Origin of the sequence: Cryobacterium sp. N21 (assembly GCF_002929575.1) — a bacterium.
Classification (GTDB): Bacteria; Actinomycetota; Actinomycetes; order Actinomycetales; family Microbacteriaceae; genus Cryobacterium; species Cryobacterium flavum.
Genome location: NZ_PJJQ01000034.1, coordinates 151105 through 173849, shown reverse-complemented (window position 1 = coordinate 173849; position 22745 = coordinate 151105). Strand labels below are relative to the sequence as shown.

Here is a 22745-nt window from a genome sequence, read left to right as displayed (position 1 = left end):
TCTATAGCTGCAAGTGAAGACGCAATGCGTCGTCAAGGCGCGCCATGACCTCTGCAGGGGCGTGCCAGAGGATCGCGCCCAGTCGATCGACGGCGATCGAGCGGACCTGCTCGGCCTGGGCCTTGGAGTCCTGAGGCAGCCCGGTCGTGCCGGCGGGCCGTAGAGCTTGAAAAGGGAAGATCCAGTCAGTGTTGCTGGTGACAGGCACGACGGTGACCACTCCGCGGCCAAGCCGCGCCGCGATCGAGTTCGCGCGATCGTTGCTGACGATCACTGCCGGACGTCGTTTGTTGGCCTCGCTTCCTCGCACAGGATCGAGATCCACGAGCCGGATCTCACCGCGCAGCATCGGCGATCCCGTCAGTGGAGGTCACGCTCCACGCGGCTTGGTCCCCCGAGGCCTCCCACTCGTTCCAGGCGGCTCCGTAACCCTGCTTCAGTTCGGGAAGGCGCAGCATACTCACCGCATGATGCACAGCGGCAGATCTCGAGGACAGCCCGGCGGTGCGAGCAAATTCATCAAGGACGGCCACATCCTCGTCGGGCAGACTGACGCTGAGTTTCATACCCAAATACTGCCGCAGTGCTGCCACAGTGGGGTAGGTAGTGTCGGCTGCTGTCGCTGGGTGGGTCGTCGAGCGACTATCGAGTGGTCGTGACCGCGGTCTGCATATCACGGGGTTTCAGATCGAGGGGGACCATCGACATCGACCTCTCGGCTCGTGGGGTTGGCGAAGGTGGCAAGCAGTTCCCCGATGCGGTGGTCGCGGTCCAGCGGGTGCCGTAGCGGCATCGCCGTGTTCAGGCGGTAGAGGTTGCGCCGCCCGTCTCGCTCCCGCTCCAGGTAGCCAGCCTCTTCCAACTCGGTGACAATGCGTTGCGCTGCCCGCTCGGTGATGCCGACCTGCACTGCCACGTCCCGCAGCCGAACGTTCGGGTTATCGGCCACACACAGCAGCACGTGCGCGTGATTGGTCAGAAACGTCCAGTGCGTCATCAAATTATTGTCCCCCACGGGACCCGCTTTTCCCCATTGCTGATTTCCGATCCACAACACGTGTTATATTTATCGTGTTTTATGTTACGTGTTATGAAGGGCGGGTATGAACGGCAACCAACTGAACCAGCCGGCGGAGGTGGTCGCACGTCTCGTAGCGGTGGTCATGGGGGTCGGATTTTTGGTCACGGTCGTTGCCATTCCGGTCATCTTCTCCTCGGGCTCTCTGCGCGTGGGGATCCAGCGGTCGACGCTGCAGGTGGATGGCCTGGCGGTGGTGTTATCGGCGTTGGTGCTAGGCCTCAGCGCCCTGATCCAGAGCTTCGCGATCCGCTACCTTCGAGGCGACTCACGCCAGCTCTGGTTTGTGGCCGCCTCCGCCTTGTTGACAGGGTTCACCGTTCTGATGGTGTGTGCAGGCTCCGTCGCGGTATTTGCAGTCGGGTGGATCGGCGCGGGAGCGGCGTTGGTACTGCTGCTGGGAACGTATTTTCCGCTGGCTCAGGCTCGGCGCGGGAAGCGGGCCACCGCGGTGAGGTTCATCCTCGCCGATGCCGCGTTCGTGTCCGCGGTGGTGGTGCTGCTGGTGGCGGGTGGCGGGGACCTGTCCTGGGCCCGGCTGGGTGCTGTGGTCACGGGCCTGCCGGTGCCGGTGCAGGTGATCGTGGCCGGGCTGCTGGCGACAGGTGCGTTCGCACGCTCCAGCCAGATCCCTTTTCACGGCTGGTTGCCGTTCACTTTGGCGGCACCCACTCCTGTGTCCGCCCTGATGCACGCCGGTGTCGTCAACGCAGGCGCGATCCTGTTGTTCCGGTTCGCTCCCGCCATTGCTCTGCACGCCTCGGTCATGACGATCGTTTTTCTGGTGGGAGCGACAACACTCACCTACGCTGCTGCGGTGCGGTTGGTGCGTGCGGACGTGAAGGGTCGGTTGGTGTTTTCGACGATGGGGCAGATGGGATTCATGATCATGGCCTGCGGCCTCGGGCTGTTCGCCGCCGCGATCTTCCACCTGATCGCTCACTCCCTCTTCAAGTCCGCACTGTTCTTGGGAGCCGGCGCGGGCATCACCCAACACACCGTCAGCCGCGACCTACCTGACCCGAAACCTCGCACCCGTGTCAGTTACGGCATCGCGGTAGCGGTGGGTGTCCTCGTGCCCGGCGGCACGCTGCTGGCCGCAAAACTGGTCCTGGCGCCCACAGCCTCAGCGGCAACGATCGGCTTGCTCGGCTTCGTCTCCCTGACCGCCTCCGTCGCCCTGGCTTCCGCCCTGATCACACACTTCACGCTCCGCACCTTCGTGTCCGGTGTCGGCGCGACAGTGCTCCTCCTGGTCGGCTACGTCGCGTTCCTCCACACTTTCACCGCTGCCTTACAGCCGGTCTTCTCCATCACTGCTGCCCCCGCATGGCTGCTGCTACTTCCGGGGCTCAGTCTGCTGGGCGTGCAACTGCTTGCCAGCACCCAGTGCCTCACCGGTTTCCGCAATCTCGTCTATGCCCGCGCTGTGACGACGACCGTATCCCGCCCGCCGAGTGTTCAGAGAGTTGTGTCATGAGTTTGATTCTTCGCGCGCAGATCGCGTCTGCCGCCCGGAACATCGTGTCCGGGTGGCCGGTGGAGTCGTTCATCGCCGTGAACCCCTTGGCCGGCCACGAGGCCAACCCTTTCCACACTGTCACCGCGGCTGGGGTTGCGCTGACCCGCGATCAGCACGACTATTTGGAGGATCTGAGGAAGGGCCGCATTACCGATGCCGACCTTGCCCAAGCAATCAGCGAACGAATCCCGGAACTTTCCTCCGCCACGTTCAGCGTGGACGGGCAGACGGTCCCCGCCGTTCGAGTCGCCGTCCTCGACATGACCACCGCCTCGTGGGGTCCGATCCCGACACCGTCCGCACCTTCGCGCTCGACGCGGTGGCTTGATGAGTATCTGGCTGCATGGTTGCCCGCGGGCCTGACCCCGGATCCGCTGTGGCCAATGCCTCACATCGGAGACGGGTTCTTTGGGGCTTGGCGCCGCCTGGCCCTCCGGGACCCCTGTCTGCCTCGGGCCGCACGACGGACCCTGCGGGAAGCACCAGTGCAGGCGGACGCGGCCCTCGACTGGGCGCTGGCCCGGCTCGCCATCGCCCCAGAACTGATCCGGGGTACCCTCGCCCAAGAACTGGAGCACCAGCCAGGATGGGTCGGTTACATCAAGTGGCGGGCAGAGAAGCACGGCGATATTGACCTGACCTCCTACCTCGCCAGCCGGTTCGTCCTACGAGCAGTGCTCACCCTCCCAGTGGCAGCATTGCCGTCGCCCGCTGGCGTAGCCGATGAGCGGGCGGGGCTCTGGCAGCGGGCTGAACAGCTCACCGCGCGCCTCAGTGAACGACCCACGCGTGAAGCCGTGGCGGCCATTGCCCGCGTGCTGGCCCACCACCCGATCACTGAGCACCCGTTCACCTGGCAGAAAGCCTACGAACTGCACTACCGCACCACCCTGATCCGGTCCCTGAGCCCGGCGACTTCGACTCGTGGAGTGCGGCCCACATTTCAGGTGGTGATGTGCATCGACCCCAGATCGGAAGGCATGCGACGTCACCTAGAAATCACGGACGAGGTGGAGACGTTCGGGTTCGCCGGGTTCTTCGGGGTACCCGTCCGGTTCGCCCGATACAGCGCCCGCGGGAGCATCAACTCGCTGCCCGCTCTGCTCACGCCACGTCACACTCTCACTGAGGACCCGACCGACACCGTTCACGCTGAGAAGTATGTGGCGCGCGGTCGTGCCCGGGACGCGCTTCGTCGGGCCGTGCACAACGCTGACTCCAGCACCGCAACCCCGTTCGCGTTCGCGGAAACGGCCGGCTGGCTTTACGGTCCAACCAGCATGCTACGCACCTTTGCACCCAGACTGCATCGACGACTGAACCGCTGGCATTCAGTTCCGCTGCATAGTTCTGTGACGATCGCGGACGCTTTCACGCTCGAGGAACGCGCCGGCATCGCCGAAACCGCCGTAAGGATGATGGGAATGACCGATTTCGCACCACTGGTGGTGTTGGCCGGACATTCCTCCGAGTCGGCCAACAACCTCTACCAGTCCGCCCTGGACTGCGGCGCGTGTGGCGGAAACCCTGGCGCTGCCAACGCTCGCGCCGCCGCAACAATCTTCAACGACCCGGCCGTCCGGGCGCTGCTGATGCTGCGAGGAATCGACATCCCGGAAGACACGGTTTTCGTCGCAGCCGACCACAACACCACCCGCGACACCATCACCCTGCTCGACCATCACCTCGTCCCCGACACCCACCGCGGCCTGACTAGCCAGTTTGATCAGCTGCACTACGACGCTGGACTAGCGCTCCTGAACGAGCGCGCGGCAGATCTTCCGGGAGCGACGAGGAGGCAGTCCCCAGCACGGGTGCGGGCGCGGGCGTATGACTGGGCGGAGGTGTACCCCGAGCTCGGGCTCGCCGGCAACGCCGCTATGGTCATCGGCTCCCGCACCCTGACCCGCGGGATCGACCTCGGCCGGCGCGTGTTCCTGCACTCCTACGACACCTCCCTCGACCCGGACGGGACCGCCCTGGAGACAATCATGACCGCCCCCCTTGTGGTCGCGCAGTGGATCAACCACCAGTACTACTTCTCCGCGCTCAACCCCGACACCTTGGGTGCGGGCACGAAAACCATTCACAACGCCATCGGCACCATCGGAGTGATCGCCGGTCAGGCCGGGGACCTCCGGCGCGGGCTGCCCTGGCAATCGGTCGGGGTCGGCACAACACTCTTCCATGAGCCGATGCGGTTGGCCGTCATCATCGAGGCACCCCTGGAGCGCATCGGTGTCATCATCTCCCGCAACCAGGTGCTGAGGAACCTGTTCGACAACGACTGGATCACCCTCACCGCCCGCAGCACCGCCCACGAACCCTGGCACCAGTACGGCGCCTACGGGTGGAAACCGACAAACTCGACCACGGAAGGGACCTCACTGTGAACAACCTGACTCAGATGACTCGACTGGAGGTGATCGTGCCCGCCCGTGACGCTTCCGCCATCCGCGAATTGATCACCACCGCCGGCGCCACCGGCTACACCTCGGTATCCGGGGTGTCTGGCATCGGCCACCATGGCCAACACTCTGGTGCCCTGCTGTTCAACGAATACGACACCCTCACCATGCTCATCACCGTCCTTCCCCCAGGCAAAGCCGGCGAGCTCATCGACGCCATCCGCGAGCTGCTCAGCACCTCCAGCGGAGTCATGTTCGTAGCCGACACCTACGTCTCCCGCCCCGAGTACTTCCAATGACTCTCCGCCCCACGCACTACAAAGACCGCCACATCACCTTCGCAACCATGCACGGCAAAGAACACCTCGCACGCGACGCATTCCGCGACGTTCTCGGTGCGACAGTCACCGCCCCCGAAGGACTGGACACCGACCAGTTCGGAACCTTCGCCGGCGATATCCCCCGCATCCTCACCCCCAGAGCTGCCGCCCGCGTAAAAGCTCGCCTCGGCATGCAAATGGCCAGCAGTACCCTCGGTCTTGCCTCCGAGGGAAGCTTCAGCGCAACCTTCGGGCCGGTCGAGCACATGGAGATTCTGCTGTTCGTCGACGACGACCTCGGACTGGAACTCATTGAAGGCACCCGTACCACCTCCCCCATCCCCGGAGGCCGCACCATCACCGAGGCACCCCAAGCCCGACGTTACGGTGAAGCGCTAGGCTTCCCCGCCCAAGGAGTGATCGTGCAAAGCACGAAAGCTGCCCTAACCACCGCCCACAAAAACATCACGGACCTTGACCAGCTTGAGCAGACCGTTCAAGCAATGCTCAAGAATGGGTCCACCGTGATCGTTCTACCCGACTACCGGGCGCACCACGCACCCTCCCGCGCAGACACCATCCGAACCCTCTGCGCCCAAATGGCCCAACGTCTCGCCACCGAATGCCCCACCTGTCAGACCCCCGGGTTCGGGCAAGTCGACGTCGAACACGGCCTCCCCTGCTCCCAATGCGGTTCCCCGACCCGCGTCATCGCCGCCGACATCCACGCCTGCGGCAAATGCGACCACCGAACCAGAGTCCCACGCGACAACACTCGCGCCGACCCCACCTGGTGTGACTACTGCAACCCCTGACCCGACGCCCGCGTCCAGGCCAACCCCCACGACGCCACGAATTTCGATTCATTCCGAGGCACCTTCCCGAGTGGTCTCGACGGCGTTGTTTCCCTCGCTGAATCGCCCCAGGTTTACTGCCGTTCCTATGCGGATTGCGGCTCTCGGTTGAGGGCCGCGTAGCGGGCTTGCTTGAACTCGGTTGGTGAGAGGTATCTGAGGCTCGGTGAAGCCTACGGTTGAAGAAACCGCACACGTATCTCTCACACGAACAGGTAGACCTGCTCGCAACCTCGGCGACGACGCACGGAACAGTCATACTAATCCTCGCCCACACCGGCCTACGCTGGGGTGAGGTGACCGGATTACGGGTGCGAGACGTGGACCTCACCCGCAGGCGTCTGGCGGTACGGGAGAACGCCGTGCGGGTCGGCGGCAAGATTCTCCTCGGCACGCCCAAGTCGCACGAGGCACGCACGGTTCCGTTCCCGCCGTTCCTGGCGGACCGCCTGGCACTGCTTGCGCCGACAAGACACCCGACCAGATCCTGTTCGGCAACGGGCTGTCGCACCAGCGCACCCCGTCAACTCGGGACGGCTGGCTGGTCTACGCCCTCAAACGCGCCCGGGAGGTCGATCCGACTTTCCCGCGCGTCACGCCGCACGATCTACGGCACACCGCCGCGAGCTTGGCTGTGTCCGCCGGCGCGAACGTCAAAGCGCTGCAGCGGATGCTCGGCCACGCCTCGGCCGCGATGACCCTCGACGTGTACGCGGAGCTCTTCGACGACGACCTGAACAGCGTCGCAGTGGCCCTCGATCAGGCCCGAATGATTTCAAGTCTGGGCGGAATGTGGGCAAACAGGGTACTGAGGCCCCGGTGACCAAGTTAAATCCCAGATCAGAGTAGAAATTCTCGTGGTGCCCCCACTGGGACTTGAACCCAGACTGTGACGATTTTAAGTCGTCTGCCTCTGCCAATTGGGCTATGGGGGCATACCCGGTGACGGGCAGTTACAGCGTAGGTGCTGCCGAGCGCGAATACCGCCCGGCAGCACCTACCGAAAAGCTACTTCGAAGCGGATGCCTCAGCGGCCGCCTTCTCCGCAACCGGCGCCTGCGCGGCGGGTGCCTTCGTGGCGCCAGCGGCGGCATCCGCTGCAGCAGCCTTGACCGTGGGCTTGCGCGGCGCACGAGGCGCACGCGGAGCCGTCGGCGCCTTGGCTGCGGGTGCAGCAGCAGCCGGTGCCGGCGGCTTCGGACGCGACGCGAACTCTTCGAACACAGCACGCGGGTTCTCGGTGGCGCCGAGCGACACGACATCGCGACCGAGGAACACGTTGTTGACCCAGCCCCAGACGACGCGCAGTTTGCGCTCCCAGCTGGGCATGGCCAGGCCGTGATAGCCGCGGTGCGCGAACCAGGCCGGCAGACCGGTGATGGCGAGGTTACCGCTCTGGAACACGCCGACACCAATGCCGAGACCGGCCACGGCACCGAGGTTCTTGTGCAGGTACTGCACGGGCTCTTCGCCGCGCAGCACAGCGACCAAGTTCTTGGCGAGCAGCTTGCCTTGACGCACGGCGTGCTGGGCGTTGGGCACGCAGTTGCCGCCGACACCGCCACCGCTCAGGTCGGGAACGCAACTCACGTCGCCGGCACCCCAGGCGTCAGCGATGATGTCGTCTTCGGTTCCAACACGCAGGTCGGCACGAACCTGCAGACGACCACGCTCTTCAATCGGCAGATCAGTGTGACGCACGATCGTGGGGTTGGCCATGACTCCGGCCGTCCAGACGATGAGGTCGGTCTCGAAGGTCTCTCCGGTGGAGAGCTCGATCTTGCCGTCGACCGCGCTGGTCAGCTGGGTGTCGAGGTGAATCTGCGCACCGCGACCGGCCAGGTTGTCGATAACCCACAGGCTTGTCTTGAGCGAAACCTCGGGCATGATGCGACCCATGGCTTCAATGAGATGAAAGTTGGTCTCTTCGAAGCTGATCTCCGGGTAGAGGGTAAGCAGCGAGGTGGCGAAGGAGCGCAGCTCGGCGAACACCTCGATACCAGCGAAACCGCCACCGACCACGACGAAGGTAAGCAGACGTTCGCGTTCCGGGCCAGCCGGCAGGGCAGCGGCCCGGTCGAAGTTGGTGAGCACGCGGTCGCGAATGGCGACGGCTTCTTCGACGGTCTTCAGGCCGATGGCCTGGTCGGCAACACCTGGGATCGGGAAGGTGCGCGACACAGCACCGGCCGTGACCACGACGATGTCGTACTTGAACTCGTACGGCTCGCCGATCGGCGGAGTGATCGTGGCCGTCTTCTCGGCGTGGTTCACGTACGTAACCTTGGCGGAGACAACATTGGTCTTCTTGAGGTGCCGACGGTGCGACACAACCACGTGACGCGGCTCGATAGACCCGGCAGCCACCTCCGGCAGGAAGGGCTGGTACGTCATGTACGGCAGCGGGTCAACAATGGTGACCTCGGCTTCGCCGGATCGTAGCCATTTCTCGAGCTTCCACGCCGTGTAAAAACCGGCGTAGCCGCCACCAACAATGAGAATTTTGGGCACGATGAGAAGGCCTCCTACATGATTATGTTTGTGCGAAATCTTTGGGGTTGCGCCGAATTCGCTTGATTTGCCGAGTGGCCCCAATGCCCAACAGCGTTACTAGGATACCAAACACCACGAGTACAGCGAGCGGCAGACTAATATAGGTCAATGTCAGTTGGTTGGGAAGCCAGGCCGTGAGCACGTTCTGGGTCGGTAGCGCCGGGTCGTCGTCCACGGCTGCGGGCGCCTCGGCGGCGGGTTCCTCGGTGGGAACCACCTCGATCTGGGCCCGACGGTGCAGGGTGATCCACTCCGTCAGCAACTCGCTCGGAGTGGCCCCGGTCGCCGGAGCGACATATCGGGTCACCGCGGCTGCGGCATCGATCAGACCATTGCCGTAGATCGGGCTCGGCACTGATTGCCCGTTCGCGTTCGCGGTGGCGATCACCCGGTTCATGACCCCCGCCGCGTCAAGGTTGGGATACGCGGCTCGAACCAGCGCAACGAGCCCGGACACAATCGGCGCCGCCGCGCTGGTTCCGTCCCACTGCACGTACGACGAGTCCGGCATGACACCCACCAACTTCTCACTCGGAGCGGCGATGGCGATAGTGATTCCCTGCGAGGACGCGTCGAAACTTGCCGTCTTGTTGCGGTCAACACCGGCCACAGTGAGCACACCGGGAATAGTCGCGGGAGCACCGACCTCGGTGGTACCGCTCCCCCGGTTGCCGGCCGCAGCAACGACGACGACATCGTTCTCAAACGCGTAAAGAAAGGCGTCGTCCCAGCTTTCCGGCCAGTACAGCGTGTTGCGGGTAAGCGACATATTGATGACATCAGCACCGTTGTCGACAGCCCAGCGGATGCCCTGCGCGATCTGGTCATCGTTACTCACCGTGGAACGGGTGCTTCCGAACCCGACCGACACCGCCAGAATGGATGCTTCCGGCGCCACCCCGATGAGGCCCGCGCCGTCACCGGTTCCGCGACCGGCCAGCAGCGAGGCCACCAGAGTGCCGTGCTCTCCGTCATCGTCGTCGCCGGCGACCGGCGTCTGGCCATTTGCGGAACCGAGGCCGGAAACATCCGTTCCCCCGGTCACGACGCCGTTCAGCTCGGGAACGCTGCCGTTGACCCCGGAGTCGATGACGGCGACGGTGACGCCGGCGCCCCGCGTGGTGTTCCAGGCTTCGGTGAACCCGTAGTCGTTCAGCCAGTACTGCAGGTCACGAATCTGGTCGGCGTGGGCTGCGGGCGCGTCGACCACGACGGAGCCGGCGATAGTGCCGGCGAACAGCGTTGTGGCGAGGGCGAGCGCGACACCGGTGGTGACAGGGCGAGAGCGTGCGGTCACTCCGAAGCCGACCCTGAAGCAGCGGCCAACGCGGTGTAGTCCAGGCAGACACAGACCGTGGGCGACCAGGCCGCACGCGCCAGCGCGAGGTCGCCGATCGGGTTCACGCCGGTCCCGGCGGCCAGGGAGTGCGCGGCGAGGGCGTGCAGGCACTTGACCCGGTTCGGCATGCCGCCGGAGGAGATCCCGGCGATTTCCGGCACGGTGCCGAGCTGGTCGCGGTCGAACAGAAAGCTTTCGTGAGCGCGCTCGTAAGCTGCCCGCACCTCGTCATCGTCGGCGAGCAGGTCGTTGTATTCGTTCATGACCTGGGTGGCCTCGAGCGAAGAGATCGCCGCCGTCGCGGCCGGATGGCAGAGGTAGTACAGCGTGGGAAACGGGGTGCCGTCGGCCAGCCGGGGAGCCGTGGCCACCACGGTCGGCGCTCCGCAGACACAGCGAGCGGCGATGCCGACCACGTTTCGGGCCGGGCGACCGAGCTGCGCCGAAACGAGATCGATATCGGCCGCAGTGAACGGGTCGAACGGCGGCCGGGTCATGGCACCACCGGTGCGGGTGCTTGCGGAGCGAGGCCGGCCGTCATGGTGGAGGCGAACAAGGAACCCAGCCAATCAATTGTGGTGCTTTGAATATTGGTGCTGACCGGGCTCGTATCCGCTTCGAGCGGAGCGACGATCGGCAGATCGTTGATGACGAGAAAGCTGATGTCTCCTGGCAGCACGTACGACAGCCGCTCTCGGGCCTGCGTCGTGACATAGGTGCGGTCGTTCCAGCGCTCCCGCTGGCTCGTGAGCTGGTCGACCTCGGCTTTCTGGTCGGCGACAGCTGCACTGAGCTGGCTGATTTGCTGCCGCTGTTCGGCGTAGGTGCGCAGACTCGGCGCGAGCACCACGACGGCAAGAATCAGTACGACCATCATCACGAGGGAAAATCCGGAGAAGCGGATGCTGCGCAGCCAGCCGCCGGCGGGCGTCTCGGTTTCCGAAACAGCGGGTTGCCGTGCTGCCGACGTGCTCTGGGCAGGTCGTTTCTGATCCACGGCAACTCCTTCCGCTGGCTGAACGTGCTGGTGAAAATGGTACCAAGTGAAAGCTGTGGGCCCCCGACCAGCCGAATCGGTGGTCGGGAGCCCGCTCCCGTGCTTTCTTGTGGGGCGCTGTTACGCGGTGAAGCGGGGGAACGCGGTGCGACCGGCGTAGACCGCGGCCTCGCCGAGTTCTTCTTCGATGCGCAGCAGCTGGTTGTACTTGGCGACGCGCTCGCTGCGCGCCGGCGCACCGGTCTTGATCTGGCCGGCATCCGTTGCGACGGCGAGGTCAGCGATGAAGGTGTCCTCGGTCTCGCCAGAGCGGTGCGAGATGATCGCCGTGTAACCGGCGCGCTGGGCGAGGGAGACGGCATCCATCGTCTCGGTCAGGGTACCGATCTGGTTGACCTTGACCAGAATGGAGTTCGCTGCCTTGAGCGTAAGGCCCTTGGCCAGACGCACCGGGTTGGTGACGAACAGGTCGTCTCCGACGATCTGCACCTTGTCGCCGAGCGATGCGGTGAGGTGCACGTAGCCGTCCCAGTCGTCTTCTTCGAGCGGGTCCTCGAGGGAGACGAGCGGGTAGTCGGTGACAAGCTCGGCGTAGTACGCGCTCATCTCTTCGGCCGAGAGCTTCTTGCCCTCGAAGTTGTAGCTGCCGTCCTTGAAGAACTCGCTCGCGGCCACGTCGAGCGCGAGGGCGATGTCCTTGCCGGGAACGTAGCCGGCGTTTTCGATGGCTTCGACGATGAGGTCGAGCGCAGCACGGTTGCTCGGCAGGTTGGGAGCGAAGCCGCCCTCGTCGCCGAGGCCGGTGGACAGTCCCTTGGACTGCAGCAGCGCCTTGAGCGAGTGGTAGGTCTCAACACCCCAGCGCAGGGCCTCGCTGAACGACTCTGCTCCGAGCGGGACGATCATGAATTCCTGGATGTCGACATCGTTGTCGGCGTGCGAGCCGCCGTTGATGATGTTCATGAGCGGCACGGGCAGGGTGTGCGCGTTCGGGCCACCGAGGTAGCGGAACAGCGGCAGCCCGGCCGAGCTCGCTGCGGCCTTGGCCACGGCCAGGCTCACGCCGAGGATGGCGTTGGCGCCGAGACGCTCCTTGTTGTCGGTACCGTCGGCTTCGATAAGCACGAGGTCGACAATGCGCTGGTCGGTCGCGTCGATGTCTTCGACCGCGGGGCCGAGGTCGTCGATGACGGCTTCGACGGCTTTGAGCACGCCCTTGCCCTGGTAGCGGGCCTTGTCGCCGTCGCGCAGCTCGTAGGCCTCGAACACGCCGGTGGACGCTCCGGACGGCACGGCAGCACGGCTGACTGTTCCGTCGCCGAGCAGAACTTCGACCTCGATGGTCGGGTTGCCACGAGAGTCGAGAATTTCGCGTGCGTCTACTGCCTCAATTAGGGCCACAACTGTCTCCTGATTTGTCGGGGTGAACGTCTGGGTGGACGCTCGGATGTGTCGCGGATTCAGTCTAACCAAACCCGTCAGCCGATCCGCTGAACGGCAGGGGCCGGCCGGTCCGCTCAGACGCCGAGCGGTTTGAAGTCGAGATCGTCGCTGGTCACGGTGTCAGCGGTCACAAACGCGAAGCGTCCGTAGCCGGCCTCGCCGGCCCGATCGAGCAGGGCCTTGAGGTTCTTGGTGCGGCGTTCCAGCCGCACCCGCAGCCCTGCGGCAACGAGGTCGCGCTTGAGGGCGACCAGACTCACCGGGTCGGCGTCCTTCTCGTGCACCAACACAACCGCGTTAAGAGCGGATGCGGCATCCGCTTGCAGCAGGTCGACGATGCGTTCAAAGCCGATCGAGAACCCGCAAGCTGGCACGTCGGTGCCGAGGAACCGACCGATCATGCCGTCGTACCGGCCGCCACCGCCGAGGGAATAGCCAAGCGACGGGTGGGAGATTTCGAAGATGGTGCCGGTGTAGTAGCCCATGCCGCGCACCAGGGTGGGGTCGAACTCGAGGTCGACGCCGGGGAGTGCAGCGCGAAGGGCTTCGAGGTCGGCGAAGGCCGCCGGGTCGAGCCAGTCCGGCGCACCTGCCCCGAGGGCCCAGCCGCCGGTACCGAGCTCGGTGAGCAGCGTGGCCAGGTCGGGCGCGTCGATGCCGAGGGCTTGCAGTTCGGCGGAGACGCCGTCGACACCGATCTTGTCGAGCTTGTCGATCACGATCAGCGCCCGCTCGGTCAGCTCGGCCGCGACTTTCCAGTGGGCGAGCAGCGCGGAGAGGATGCGCCGGTCATTGATTCGAATGCAGAAGCCGGTGAGGCCGAGCTTTTCCAGCGTTGCGGCCGTCGCGGTGATCAATTCGATCTCGGCGAGCTGGCCGGCTTCGCCGATGATGTCGATGTCGCACTGCATGAACTGGCGGTAACGCCCCTTTTGCGGGCGTTCGGCTCGCCAGACCGGAGCGATCTGAATCGACCGGAACACGGTGGGCAGCGCGGCACGGTGGGTGGCATAGAACCGGGCGAGCGGAACCGTCAGGTCGAAGCGCAGGCCGAGGTCGGCCAGGGACGCGAGGTCGTTTTGCTCGGCCGCGGCGGCAACATCCGCTGGGCTGAGACCGCGCTTGAGCACCGCGAAAGCGATCTTCTCGTTGTCGCCGCCCAGGCCCGAGTGCAGGCGGGCGGCGTCTTCCATGACCGGAGTTTCGATCTCATCGAAACCGTGAGCACGAAAACTGTCGCGGATAATGCCGAGCGAACGCTCACGCACGGCCTTGTCGGCGGGGAGAAAATCGCGCATACCGCGCGGTGGGGTCACTGCAATAGCCATGGGGCAATTCTCTCAGGTGCCGTCGATGCGTTTCACCGCCCAGCCCCGAACGGGAGCCCCCCTAGACTCGGGGGAAACAACTGGGGGTGGTGGCTATGTCAGCGACGACGATTTTCGGCTCGGAGGGGATCGTGCCGAGCGGCATCGCGGTGACCGGGGTGAGCCGGGCATTCGGCAGCGTGTTCGCGCTGCTCGATGCGACCCTCACGGTACCGGCCGGGTCGGTCACGGCACTGATCGGGCCGAACGGCTCGGGCAAGACCACGCTGCTGCTCATGCTCGCCACGCTGCTCACACCCGATGCGGGCAGCATTCGCATCAACGGTCACGACCCGGTCACCGAACCGGAGCGCGTGCGCGCCCTGATGGGCTGGATGCCAGACACCCTCGGCTCCTGGCCGAGCCTCTCCGCCCGCGCGGCCCTGCAGACCACCGGGCGCATGTACCGCATGACCCGCGAGCAGGCCGCCGTGCGCGCCGACGAGTTGATCCTTCTGACCGACCTCACGGACTTCGCCGACCGACCCTCGCGGGTGTTGTCGCGGGGCCAGAAGCAACGACTGAGCCTGGCCAGGGCGCTCGTGCACTCCCCCGGCGTACTGCTGCTCGACGAGCCGGCCTCCGGCCTCGACCCGGCAGCCCGCGCCGCGCTGCGCCAGCTGCTGAGACGCTTGGCCGGTGAGGGCGCCGCCATCCTCGTGTCCAGTCACGTTCTCGCCGAGCTCGACGAGATGGCGGATGCCGCGGTGTACCTGTCCGACGGCCGCACAGCGAGCCCGGAGCAGGTGGCCGCGGCCGGCGCGAGCGCCAGGGCCTGGCGCATCCGCTCACTCGATGAAGCAGCCTTGGAACGTGCGCTGGCAACCCCCGGCGTGGTCGGTGCGCTCGTGCAGGTTCTCGGCGTTGACCAGCTCGGAACCCTCGTGCAGGTCGAGAACGAAGCCTCGGCCGCGGCCCTGCTGCACAACCTCGTGCTGAGCGGGGTTCCGGTCTGCGATTTCGGCCCGGCCGTCGGCAACCTCGAACACACCTTTCTCGACCTCACCCGGGAGAGACCGGCACGACACAGTTCGATCGTCGTCAACCCGGAGGTAACCCCATGAACAAGCGCGTGTTCCTGACCGGACTCTGGCTGATCGTCACCCTGGAACTGCGCCAACGGGTGCGCGGCGTCTCCTGGTACGTACTGCTCGGCATCTTCATGCTGCTCGTGGGGATCGTCACTTTTCTGCTCTGGCTGGCCACCTCCGCCTGGCTGTCCGGCGGTGGCGGCGTGTTCTCGACCATCATCTTCTTCGTGCTGCTGCTCGGCACGCTGGTCTCGCCGGCGCTGTCTGGCAATGCGATCAACGGCGATCGGGATGCCGGCACCCTCGCCACCACGCAGGTCACGCTGATCAGCACGGGGCAGCTCGTGCTCGGCAAGTTTCTGGCCGCCTGGATCACAGCGCTCGCCTTTCTCGCGGCGACACTACCGTTTCTCATCTTCGCGGTCGTTCTCGGCGAGGTCTCCCTCGGCACGATCAGCGTCTCCGTACTCGTGCTCGCCGCCGAGCTCGGGGTCATCGCTGCGGTCGGCGTTGGGCTGTCGGGCATCCTGACCCGGCCGCTGTTCTCGATCGTGCTGACCTATCTCGTGGTCGCGGCACTCAGCCTCGGCACGCTTATCGCCTTCGCCCTGCTCGGTACCGCCACGCAGCAGGACGCGACGAGTGTGAACTACCAGGTGGTGTCGTCGACCTACGACGAGCAAACCGGCAAGCAGTCCGACATCGTCTGCTCCACCGCGCAGACCTCGACCTACCCGGTGCCGCGGTTCGACTACTACTGGTGGATTCTCGCGGCGAACCCCTACGTTGTCGTAGCGGATGCCGCGCCCGGCAGCTTCGATGAGAACGGCTCCCCGACCGACCTGTTCGGGCAGATTGCCGTCGGCGTTCGCGGAGCCCAGACCGCGCCGGAGTTGTATACCGAGTACAACGGATGCGACGAGGCTGCCAACGGCTCCGTCCAGGCCTACGGGCAGGGACCGACCGCACAGGAGACCTACGACGGCGCGGTGCCGAGCTGGTTCATCGGCCTCACCATTCACCTGCTGCTCGGCGCGGGCGCCCTGACCTGGGCTTGGCGTCGCACTCGCACCCCCGCGACGCACCTCCCCACCGGAAGTCGTATCGCCTAGATGTCAGGAAGGGAAGGCGATGATTCCGGCGTCGAAGGCGTCGTCATCGGCCGCGTTGCCTGAAGCTGTGGGGGCTTCCGCTCCGCGGATCTCCACCTGCAGATCGCGCACGGCGGCGCGCAGGGCACGCTCCGCGTCGAGGCCCTGAGAGCGAGCCGACGCCACAATGGCCAACAGCAGCGGCCCGAGGTCGGCCTCGGACTCGATCGGAAGAGGGAAGCCCTCGTCAGCATCGAGCAGGCCGATCTTCTCGGCCCGACCGAGCACCTTGTCGGCGAGCGCCAGCGCCGGCATGCCGGTCGGAATACCGTCGAGCACGCTCGTGCGCCCCGGCTTCTCCTCGGCCTTGAAACCGTCCCAGGCGGCCGAGACCTCCTCCGCCGTCTCCAGCGTGACATCACCGAACACGTGCGGGTGCCGCCCGACCATCTTCTCGGTCAGCCGGGCAGCGACTTCCTGAATATCGAAGTCCTCCTCGGGCGTGTGCGCGGCCAGGTCGGCGTGAAAGAGCACCTGGTAGAGCACATCACCGAGTTCTTCGAGCAGATCGTCACGACTGCCGACCTCGATCGCCTCGATCAGTTCATGGGTCTCCTCGACCAGGTGGCGCACGAGCGAGGCGTGCGTCTGGTCGGCGTCCCACGGGCATCCGCCGGGAGCGCGCAGCCGCGCGACGGTCGCGATGAGCGTGTCGAGCGAGCTCGTCGGCACCTCGTGCTTCGGTGCGGGGGCGGAGGAAAACAGCGGGTTCGTCATGGTCAGCACTCCTGGATCGTCGTTTCAATCGTAGGCGGGCCTGCTGCCAGAGGGTCGCTCAGGTACGTCGTGTATTCTGGTGCACGGTGAGCCGGGAAGTCTGGTCGGCAGTTGCTTGTGCGCGCTCGAAACACCAGAGGAATTCTTATGACCGAACCATCCAATCTGCCTACGCCCCCGAAATCTGCACCGTCAACCGCGATCATTCTGCGCCGCGGCAGCCACAACGAGTTTGTGCGCATCTCCGGTATCCTGCGCAAAGAAACCGTCGGCGGAGCCATTCTGCTCGCCGCCACCGTGGCCGCGCTCATCATGGCCAACTCCGGATTCTCCGACGCCTACTATGCCTTTCGCGACTACAAGATCGGCTACGCACCTTGGCACCTCGAGCTGAGCCTCGGCGCCTGGGCGGCTGACGGATTCCTCGCGATCTTCTTCTTCCTCGCCGGGCTCGAGCTCAAACGCGAATTCGTTGCGGGTGACTTGCGCAGCGTCAACCGCGCCATCGTGCCGGTGGCTGCCGCCGTGGGTGGAGTAATCATCCCCGCGGTGATCTACGTGCTGATCAACCTCGAAACCGGAGCTGAGACGCTGCGCGGCTGGGCGATCCCTACCGCGACCGACATCGCCTTCGCTCTCGCCGTGCTCGCCGTGATCGGCTCAAAGCTCCCGCCGGCCCTGCGCATCTTTCTGCTGACCCTCGCCGTGGTCGACGACCTGCTCGCCATCGCGATCATCGCCTTCTTCTACACGACCGACATGAATGTTCCGCTGCTGCTGCTCGCGATCGTGCCGCTGGCCCTGTTCTGGGTGTTGACCCACAAGTTCTCCTACTTCTTCGGAACGCGGGCTTGGGCGGCGTGGACGCTACTTCTGCCTCTCGGTTTCATCGTCTGGGCGCTCGTGCACGGTTCCGGCGTGCACGCGACCGTAGCCGGGGTGCTGCTGGGCTTCGCCGTGCCGGTACTGCGCAGCAAGCGTGGCGGTGGGCCCGACGCCGGGCCCGGCCTGGCCGAAACTTTGGAACATCGCATTCGCCCGCTCTCCAGCGGATTCGCGATTCCCGTATTCGCCTTCTTCTCGGCCGGCGTCACCATCGGCGGCGCCGACGGCCTGTATCGGGCACTCACCGACCCGGTCGCGATCGGCATCGTCGTTGCACTCGTCGTGGGTAAGCCCATCGGGGTATTGCTCGCGACCTTCATCGTGACCAAGACCACCAAGGCGTCACTCGACCCCGACCTGGCCTGGATCGACGTCATCGGGGTCTCCCTGCTGGCCGGCGTCGGCTTCACCGTGTCGCTACTGATCAGCGAACTGGCTTTCGGCCAGGGCAGCCCGCACGACGACCACGCCAAGGTCGCCATTCTGGTCGGTTCGCTCCTGGCCGCCTTGCTGGCCACGGCGATCCTGCGTTCGCGTAACCGCCACTACGGGCGGATCGCCGAGAAGGAAGCCATCGACAGCGACAACGATGGCATTCCGGATGTCTACCAGTCGGAAGAAGCCCGATAGCAACCGACACGTTCCGTTGCCAAGCACCACTCGAGTCGGCCGCGCGGGACCTGCGCCAGTGCGCGGGAGTTCCGGTCTGGCCAGAACTGCCGCGCCACGCGAGGCGCGGGACCTGCGCCAGTGCGCGGGAGGTGCGCCTCGCGCGCACCGGCACAACACCCGCGCACCGCGGGAAGCCCCTGAAGTTAGGCCGGCCCCGCAACTGCCGGCACGGGCGGCGGAAAGATCGCGGCGAGCAGCGTCTTCGTCCACTCGATCAGGGCGTTGTCATCGAGCGGCTCGCCGTTCGGCCGCGGCATCGGCACGCTGAGCGCCCCCGTTGAGGAGACGTAACGCGAGCCGGGATACATCCGCTGTAATCGCACCTGGATCGAGTCGGCCAGGTCCGCCGGTGCCACACGCAGGTTCGACCCCATGGCGACGACCTCGCTGAGGTTGGCCTGCTGGGCCTGCCAGCGCAGCCGAGAGACGGCGACGAGGTTCTGCACCGGCACCGGCGGTTCGCCGTAACGGTCGGTCAGCTCGTCGAGCACGAGGTCGATCTGGTCGTCGGTCGCGGTGGGCGAGCTTGCGCTGGAAAGCTTCTGGTAGGCCTCCAGCCGCAACCGCTCACTGTCGACGAAGTCGTGCGGAATATGCGCGTCCACCGGCAGCTCCAGCCGCAGCTCGGTCTGCCCCTCGGCGACATCACCGCGGAAGGTACTAACGGCCTCACCGATCATGCGCAGGTACAGGTCGAAACCGACGCCCGCGATGTGGCCGGCCTGCTCGCCGCCAAGCAGGTTGCCGGCCCCGCGAATCTCGAGGTCTTTCAGGGCAACCTGCATACCGGCGCCGAGCTCGTTGTTCGCCGCAATGGTGGCGAGCCGGTCGTGCGCGGTCTCCGACAGTGGCTTGTTCTCGTCGTAGAGAAAGTAGGCGTAGGCCCGTTCGCGCCCGCGACCGACCCGACCGCGCAGCTGGTGCAGCTGGCTCAGCCCGAACTTGTCGGCGCGGTCGATGATGATGGTGTTGGCGTTGTTGATGTCGAGGCCGGTCTCGATGATCGTGGTGCAGACCAGGATGTCGAACTTGCGCTCCCAGAAATCACCGACCACCTGTTCGAGCTGTGCCTCGGGCAGCTGTCCGTGTGCCACCGCGATGCGTGCCTCCGGCACGAGTTCGGCAATCTGCGCGGCGATGCGGTTGATGCTGGTGACCCGGTTGTGCACGAAGAAGATCTGGCCCTCGCGCAGCAGCTCACGACGGATGGCTGCGGCCACCTGCCGCTGCGAGTACGGCCCCACAAAGGTCAAAATGGGGTGTCGATCTTCGGGCGGAGTCGCCAGGGTCGACATCTCGCGGATGCCGGTGACCGCCATCTCGAGGGACCGCGGGATGGGCGTCGCACTCATCGCAAGAATGTCGACGTTGGTCTTGAGCTTCTTCAGGGCGTCCTTGTGTTCGACGCCGAACCGCTGCTCCTCGTCGATGATGACCAGGCCGAGATCTTTGAAGATGATCGACGGCGACAACAGCCGGTGCGTGCCGATGACGACATCGACGGTGCCGTCGAGCATGCCGGCGATCGTCTCCCGGGACTCCTTGTCGGTCTGAAACCGCGACAGGGCCCGCAGGTGAATGGGGAACCCGGCAAAGCGTTCCTTGAACGTTTCCATGTGCTGGCTGACCAGCAGGGTGGTCGGCACGAGCATGGCCACCTGCTTGCCGTCCTGCACGGCCTTGAACGCGGCGCGAATGGCCACCTCGGTCTTGCCGAAACCGACGTCACCGCTGAGCAGCCGGTCCATCGGAATGGGCCGTTCCATATCGGCCTTGACCTCATCGATCGTGGTGAGCTGGTCGGGCGTCTCCACGAACGGAAAGGCCTCTTCGAGCTCACGCTGCCACGGAGTGTCCGGCCCGAACGCGTGCCCCTTGCTGGCCATGCGCGCCGAATACAGTTTGACCAGCTCCACGGCGATATCGCGCACCGCTTTGCGCGCCTTGGTCTTGGCACTCGACCAGTCGCTGCCGCCCATCTTGCTCAGGGTCGGCGCTTCACCGCCGACGTAGCGCGTGACCAAGTCGAGTTGGTCGGTCGGCACATAGAGCCGGTCGCCGGCGTGCCCGCGCTTCGATGGCGCGTATTCCAGCACGAGGTATTCCCGAGTGGTCTTGACCGGGTTGCGGCCACCACTGGACACCTCACGTTGGGTCAGTTCGAGAAAACGGCCGATACCGTGCGTCTGGTGCACCACGTGGTCGCCAGCCACCAGCTGCAGCGGGTCGACGACATTCTTGCGGCGACTGGCGAGCTTCTTGATCTGACGCGCGTCATATCCGACCGTGCGACCGTAGAACTCGCTCTCGCTGATCAGCGCGAGCTTGCTCTGCGGCAGTTCGAAACCGTGATCGACGGATGCTTTCAGCAGGTAGGCGATACCCGGTTCCGGCTCCAGCGGCCACACGTCCACGACGCGCACCGGCAGTTCACGCTCCGCGAGCACCTGCGCCGCTCGTTCCACGAGGCCGGTTCCCTGGGCGACGATGCCGACGACCCAACCGTCGTGCAGCCGGCTTGCGACGTGCCCGACGGCGCCGTCGACGCTGCCGGCGAAGGTAGGGACGGCATCCGCTTCGATACGAATCGTGAGCAGTGCGTCCATCTCGAGGTGTTCGGGCAAGACGGGCGCATCGGTCGGCGCGGCCTGAAAAGTGCTCAGGGTCCACCAGCTGTGACCGGTCGCGGGCACCCCCGGCGCCGAGTACTTCACGCTGTCGCGCAGGCGCCCGAGGGTGAGAAAATCACCGGATTCGAGGTCGATCGGGGCGTCGGCACCGGCCGTGGCGGCACTCCACGCTGCGCCGAGGAATTCGCGGTTGGTTTCGGCAAGGCTGATGGCCCGGCTCGCGACCCGTTCCGGCGAGATCACGGCGACGGCGGCGTTGGTCGGCAGGTAGTGGGTGACCGGCACCAGCCGGTCGACCAGGGCGGGAGCGAGGCTTTCCATGCCCTCGACCGGGATTCCCTCGGCGATCTTGGCCAGCAGTCCGGCCAGGCTCGGAAACTCGTGCTGCATTTCCCGGGCACGCTGCCGCACGGCGGGGCTCAGCAGCAGTTCCCGGCTCGGCGGCAGGCTGACCGACTCGACCGGCTCGGGCAGCGAACGCTGGTCGGCAACACTGAACAGCCGAATCTGCTCGACCTCGTCGCCGAAGAACTCCACCCGGTAGGGGTGCGAGGCGACCGGCGGGAATACGTCGAGGATGCCGCCGCGCACGGCGAACTCGCCACGCCGGGTGACCATGTCGACCCGGGCGTAGGCAACGTTGACCAGTTGCAGCACGATCGCCGCGAGGTCGTGCCCGCGCCCGCCGACCGTGAGCTCGATCGGTTCGTAGTCGGTGAGGTTGTCGGCGACCGGCTGCAGCGCGGCCCGCACCGAGGCGACGACGATAAGCGGATGCCGCTCGCTCGCGTCTTGCTCCTGCCACTCGCGCATGCGGCGGAGCGCGTGCAGGCGCTTGCCGACGATCTCGGCGCTCGGACTGAGCCGTTCGTGCGGCAGGGTTTCCCAGGCCGGAAAGTCAATGATTTCAGCGCTCGTGGCGAAGCAGCCGAGGTTCTCGCGCAGCGCCTCGGATTCGCGGCCGGTCGCGGTGATGACGAACAGGGCCTGAGCGTCGTCCCGGCGCAGGTCGAGCAGCGCGGCCAGCAACGGGGCACGCAGGCCCCCGGTCAGGGAGAAATCAGCGTCCCGGCTGGCATAGGCGAGGGCGTTATCGAACGTGGAGGCGCGCGCGAGCGCTGCGATTAAGCCCTGAAGGATCACTGAACGAGTCTACGCAGCCTAGGAGGGCGAGTGAAACTTCTGCTGCGCGGCCACGACGCCGTCGGAGGCGATCAGTTCGACCGCGTCGGCGGCATCCGCTATGAGGTTGGGCAGAATGCTGCGCTCGGCGGAAGCAAAATCGTGCAGCACGAAATCGGCCGGGTTCTGGCGACCTGGCGGACGCCCGATGCCCATGCGAATGCGAATGAATTCGTTGGTTCCGGTGGCGGCGATGATGTCGCGCAGGCCGTTGTGACCGCCGTGACCCCCGCCGACCTTGATCTTGAGCGTGTCAAAGGGCAGGTCCAGGTCGTCGTGCACGACGATGAGCCGGGAGACGGGCAGCGAATAGAAGCGCAGCAGGGCGGCGACCGGGCTGCCGGAGACGTTCATGAGCGTGGTGGGCTTGGCCAGCACCAGTTTGGGGCCACCCGGTGAGAGGTGTCCCTCGGCGACGAGGGCGGCCGTTTTGTGACGCTTGAAGTTCGACGTGAGACGGTCGGCGAGCTGCGCCGTCACCATCTGGCCGACGTTGTGCCGATTGCCGGCGTAGTCGGGCCCGGGGTTGCCGAGCCCGACTACGAGCCACAGGTTCGTATCCAGGGGATTCCTCCGTATATGCGGGCGAAAGCCCA

General features: G+C 65.6%; 20 protein-coding genes and 1 tRNA gene. 8 read left to right on the top strand and 13 right to left on the bottom strand.

Translation table 11 applies throughout. The features are described 5' to 3' along the window. Position 1 precedes the first annotated feature (1 nt). The 3 genes from CXY77_RS12960 to CXY77_RS12950 form a co-directional block, all read right to left on the bottom strand. Positions 2 to 349 (bottom strand): type II toxin-antitoxin system PemK/MazF family toxin, encoded by a 348-nt coding sequence (locus CXY77_RS12960; RefSeq protein WP_104130197.1) that lies wholly within the window; start codon positions 347 to 349, stop codon positions 2 to 4. Beyond that, positions 336 to 566 (bottom strand): ribbon-helix-helix domain-containing protein, encoded by a 231-nt coding sequence (locus tag CXY77_RS12955; RefSeq protein WP_104130196.1) that lies wholly within the window; start codon positions 564 to 566, stop codon positions 336 to 338. Before CXY77_RS12955 ends, CXY77_RS12960 begins: the two co-directional genes overlap by 14 nt. Before the next feature lie 107 nt (positions 567 to 673). Next, positions 674 to 997, bottom strand: a complete 324-nt coding sequence (locus CXY77_RS12950) for a helix-turn-helix domain-containing protein (protein WP_104130195.1) — start codon at positions 995 to 997, stop codon at positions 674 to 676. A gap of 106 nt (positions 998 to 1103) precedes the next feature. On the opposite strand from CXY77_RS12950, the gene CXY77_RS12945 reads away from it, so the two are divergent. From CXY77_RS12945 to CXY77_RS21125, 5 genes are all read left to right on the top strand, one after another. After that, entirely contained in the window at positions 1104 to 2558 is a 1455-nt protein-coding gene (locus CXY77_RS12945; protein WP_092340664.1) for a proton-conducting transporter membrane subunit, read from the top strand. Then, positions 2555 to 4993, top strand: coding sequence for a putative inorganic carbon transporter subunit DabA (locus tag CXY77_RS12940; RefSeq protein WP_158252831.1), 2439 nt, complete (start codon positions 2555 to 2557; stop codon positions 4991 to 4993). Before CXY77_RS12945 ends, CXY77_RS12940 begins: the two co-directional genes overlap by 4 nt. Beyond that, a complete protein-coding gene (locus CXY77_RS12935; RefSeq protein WP_233197391.1) occupies positions 4990 to 5307 on the top strand; it encodes a transcriptional regulator in 318 nt (105 codons plus the stop codon). Before CXY77_RS12940 ends, CXY77_RS12935 begins: the two co-directional genes overlap by 4 nt. Beyond that, the gene (locus CXY77_RS12930; protein WP_104130193.1) at positions 5304 to 6143 is read left to right on the top strand and encodes a DUF6671 family protein; all 840 of its coding nucleotides are present in this window, start codon (positions 5304 to 5306) and stop codon (positions 6141 to 6143) included. The genes CXY77_RS12935 and CXY77_RS12930 overlap by 4 nt, the downstream gene beginning before the upstream one ends. Positions 6144 to 6486: 343 nt before the next feature. Then, a complete protein-coding gene (locus tag CXY77_RS21125) occupies positions 6487 to 7005 on the top strand; it encodes a tyrosine-type recombinase/integrase (RefSeq protein WP_369831306.1) in 519 nt (172 codons plus the stop codon). 35 nt (positions 7006 to 7040) lie between these two features. On the opposite strand, the gene CXY77_RS12920 is transcribed toward CXY77_RS21125, so the two are convergent. From CXY77_RS12920 to hisS, 7 genes are all read right to left on the bottom strand, one after another. After that, positions 7041 to 7117 (bottom strand) — tRNA-Leu (locus CXY77_RS12920). 73 nt (positions 7118 to 7190) lie between these two features. After that, entirely contained in the window at positions 7191 to 8693 is a 1503-nt protein-coding gene (locus CXY77_RS12915; RefSeq protein ID WP_092340660.1) for an NAD(P)/FAD-dependent oxidoreductase, read from the bottom strand. Between the two features lie 22 nt (positions 8694 to 8715). Next, positions 8716 to 10032 carry a S8 family serine peptidase gene (locus tag CXY77_RS12910; RefSeq protein ID WP_092340659.1) on the bottom strand — a complete coding sequence of 439 codons (1317 nt, stop codon included), beginning with the start codon at positions 10030 to 10032 and terminating at the stop codon, positions 8716 to 8718. Next, entirely contained in the window at positions 10029 to 10571 is a 543-nt protein-coding gene (locus tag CXY77_RS12905; protein ID WP_104130192.1) for a DUF501 domain-containing protein, read from the bottom strand. Before CXY77_RS12905 ends, CXY77_RS12910 begins: the two co-directional genes overlap by 4 nt. Then, a complete protein-coding gene (locus CXY77_RS12900) occupies positions 10568 to 11071 on the bottom strand; it encodes a septum formation initiator family protein (RefSeq protein ID WP_233197390.1) in 504 nt (167 codons plus the stop codon). The genes CXY77_RS12905 and CXY77_RS12900 overlap by 4 nt, the downstream gene beginning before the upstream one ends. Before the next feature lie 120 nt (positions 11072 to 11191). Further along, on the bottom strand, positions 11192 to 12472 hold the full coding sequence (gene eno, locus CXY77_RS12895; protein ID WP_104130191.1) for a phosphopyruvate hydratase: 1281 nt from the start codon (positions 12470 to 12472) through the stop codon (positions 11192 to 11194). A gap of 116 nt (positions 12473 to 12588) precedes the next feature. Continuing rightward, a complete protein-coding gene (gene hisS, locus CXY77_RS12890; protein ID WP_104130190.1) occupies positions 12589 to 13842 on the bottom strand; it encodes a histidine--tRNA ligase in 1254 nt (417 codons plus the stop codon). Positions 13843 to 13937: 95 nt separating this feature from the next. Here hisS and CXY77_RS12885 point away from each other — a divergent pair, with 95 nt between their 5' ends. Both CXY77_RS12885 and CXY77_RS12880 read left to right on the top strand, forming a co-directional pair. Continuing rightward, positions 13938 to 14945, top strand: a complete 1008-nt coding sequence (locus tag CXY77_RS12885) for an ABC transporter ATP-binding protein (RefSeq protein ID WP_174776432.1) — start codon at positions 13938 to 13940, stop codon at positions 14943 to 14945. After that, a complete protein-coding gene (locus tag CXY77_RS12880) occupies positions 14942 to 16024 on the top strand; it encodes an ABC transporter permease (protein ID WP_174776433.1) in 1083 nt (360 codons plus the stop codon). Before CXY77_RS12885 ends, CXY77_RS12880 begins: the two co-directional genes overlap by 4 nt. Positions 16025 to 16027: 3 nt before the next feature. Here CXY77_RS12880 and CXY77_RS12875 read toward each other — a convergent pair whose 3' ends face one another. Continuing rightward, positions 16028 to 16780, bottom strand: coding sequence for a MazG family protein (locus tag CXY77_RS12875; protein WP_104130299.1), 753 nt, complete (start codon positions 16778 to 16780; stop codon positions 16028 to 16030). A gap of 147 nt (positions 16781 to 16927) precedes the next feature. On the opposite strand from CXY77_RS12875, the gene nhaA reads away from it, so the two are divergent. After that, positions 16928 to 18295: a Na+/H+ antiporter NhaA gene (gene nhaA / locus CXY77_RS12870; protein WP_104089337.1), complete on the top strand. Its 1368-nt coding sequence runs from the start codon at positions 16928 to 16930 to the stop codon at positions 18293 to 18295. 185 nt (positions 18296 to 18480) lie between these two features. Here the strand turns inward: nhaA and mfd are convergent, their stop codons facing one another. Next, a complete protein-coding gene (gene mfd / locus CXY77_RS12865; protein ID WP_092340653.1) occupies positions 18481 to 22110 on the bottom strand; it encodes a transcription-repair coupling factor in 3630 nt (1209 codons plus the stop codon). A gap of 18 nt (positions 22111 to 22128) precedes the next feature. Then, on the bottom strand, positions 22129 to 22713 hold the full coding sequence (gene pth / locus CXY77_RS12860) for an aminoacyl-tRNA hydrolase (RefSeq protein WP_104130189.1): 585 nt from the start codon (positions 22711 to 22713) through the stop codon (positions 22129 to 22131). Positions 22714 to 22745 lie beyond the last annotated feature (32 nt).

Coding starts and splice junctions, on each gene's coding strand:
- CXY77_RS12960 (WP_104130197.1), bottom strand. CDS start 349: ATGCTGCGCGGTGAGATCCGGCTCGTGGATCTCGATCCTGTGCGAGGA.
- CXY77_RS12955 (WP_104130196.1), bottom strand. CDS start 566: ATGAAACTCAGCGTCAGTCTGCCCGACGAGGATGTGGCCGTCCTTGAT.
- CXY77_RS12950 (WP_104130195.1), bottom strand. CDS start 997: ATGACGCACTGGACGTTTCTGACCAATCACGCGCACGTGCTGCTGTGT.
- CXY77_RS12945 (WP_092340664.1), top strand. CDS start 1,104: ATGAACGGCAACCAACTGAACCAGCCGGCGGAGGTGGTCGCACGTCTC.
- CXY77_RS12940 (WP_158252831.1), top strand. CDS start 2,555: ATGAGTTTGATTCTTCGCGCGCAGATCGCGTCTGCCGCCCGGAACATC.
- CXY77_RS12930 (WP_104130193.1), top strand. CDS start 5,304: ATGACTCTCCGCCCCACGCACTACAAAGACCGCCACATCACCTTCGCA.
- CXY77_RS12905 (WP_104130192.1), bottom strand. CDS start 10,571: ATGACCCGGCCGCCGTTCGACCCGTTCACTGCGGCCGATATCGATCTC.
- hisS (WP_104130190.1), bottom strand. CDS start 13,842: ATGGCTATTGCAGTGACCCCACCGCGCGGTATGCGCGATTTTCTCCCC.
- CXY77_RS12885 (WP_174776432.1), top strand. CDS start 13,938: ATGTCAGCGACGACGATTTTCGGCTCGGAGGGGATCGTGCCGAGCGGC.
- CXY77_RS12880 (WP_174776433.1), top strand. CDS start 14,942: ATGAACAAGCGCGTGTTCCTGACCGGACTCTGGCTGATCGTCACCCTG.
- CXY77_RS12875 (WP_104130299.1), bottom strand. CDS start 16,780: ATGACGAACCCGCTGTTTTCCTCCGCCCCCGCACCGAAGCACGAGGTG.
- nhaA (WP_104089337.1), top strand. CDS start 16,928: ATGACCGAACCATCCAATCTGCCTACGCCCCCGAAATCTGCACCGTCA.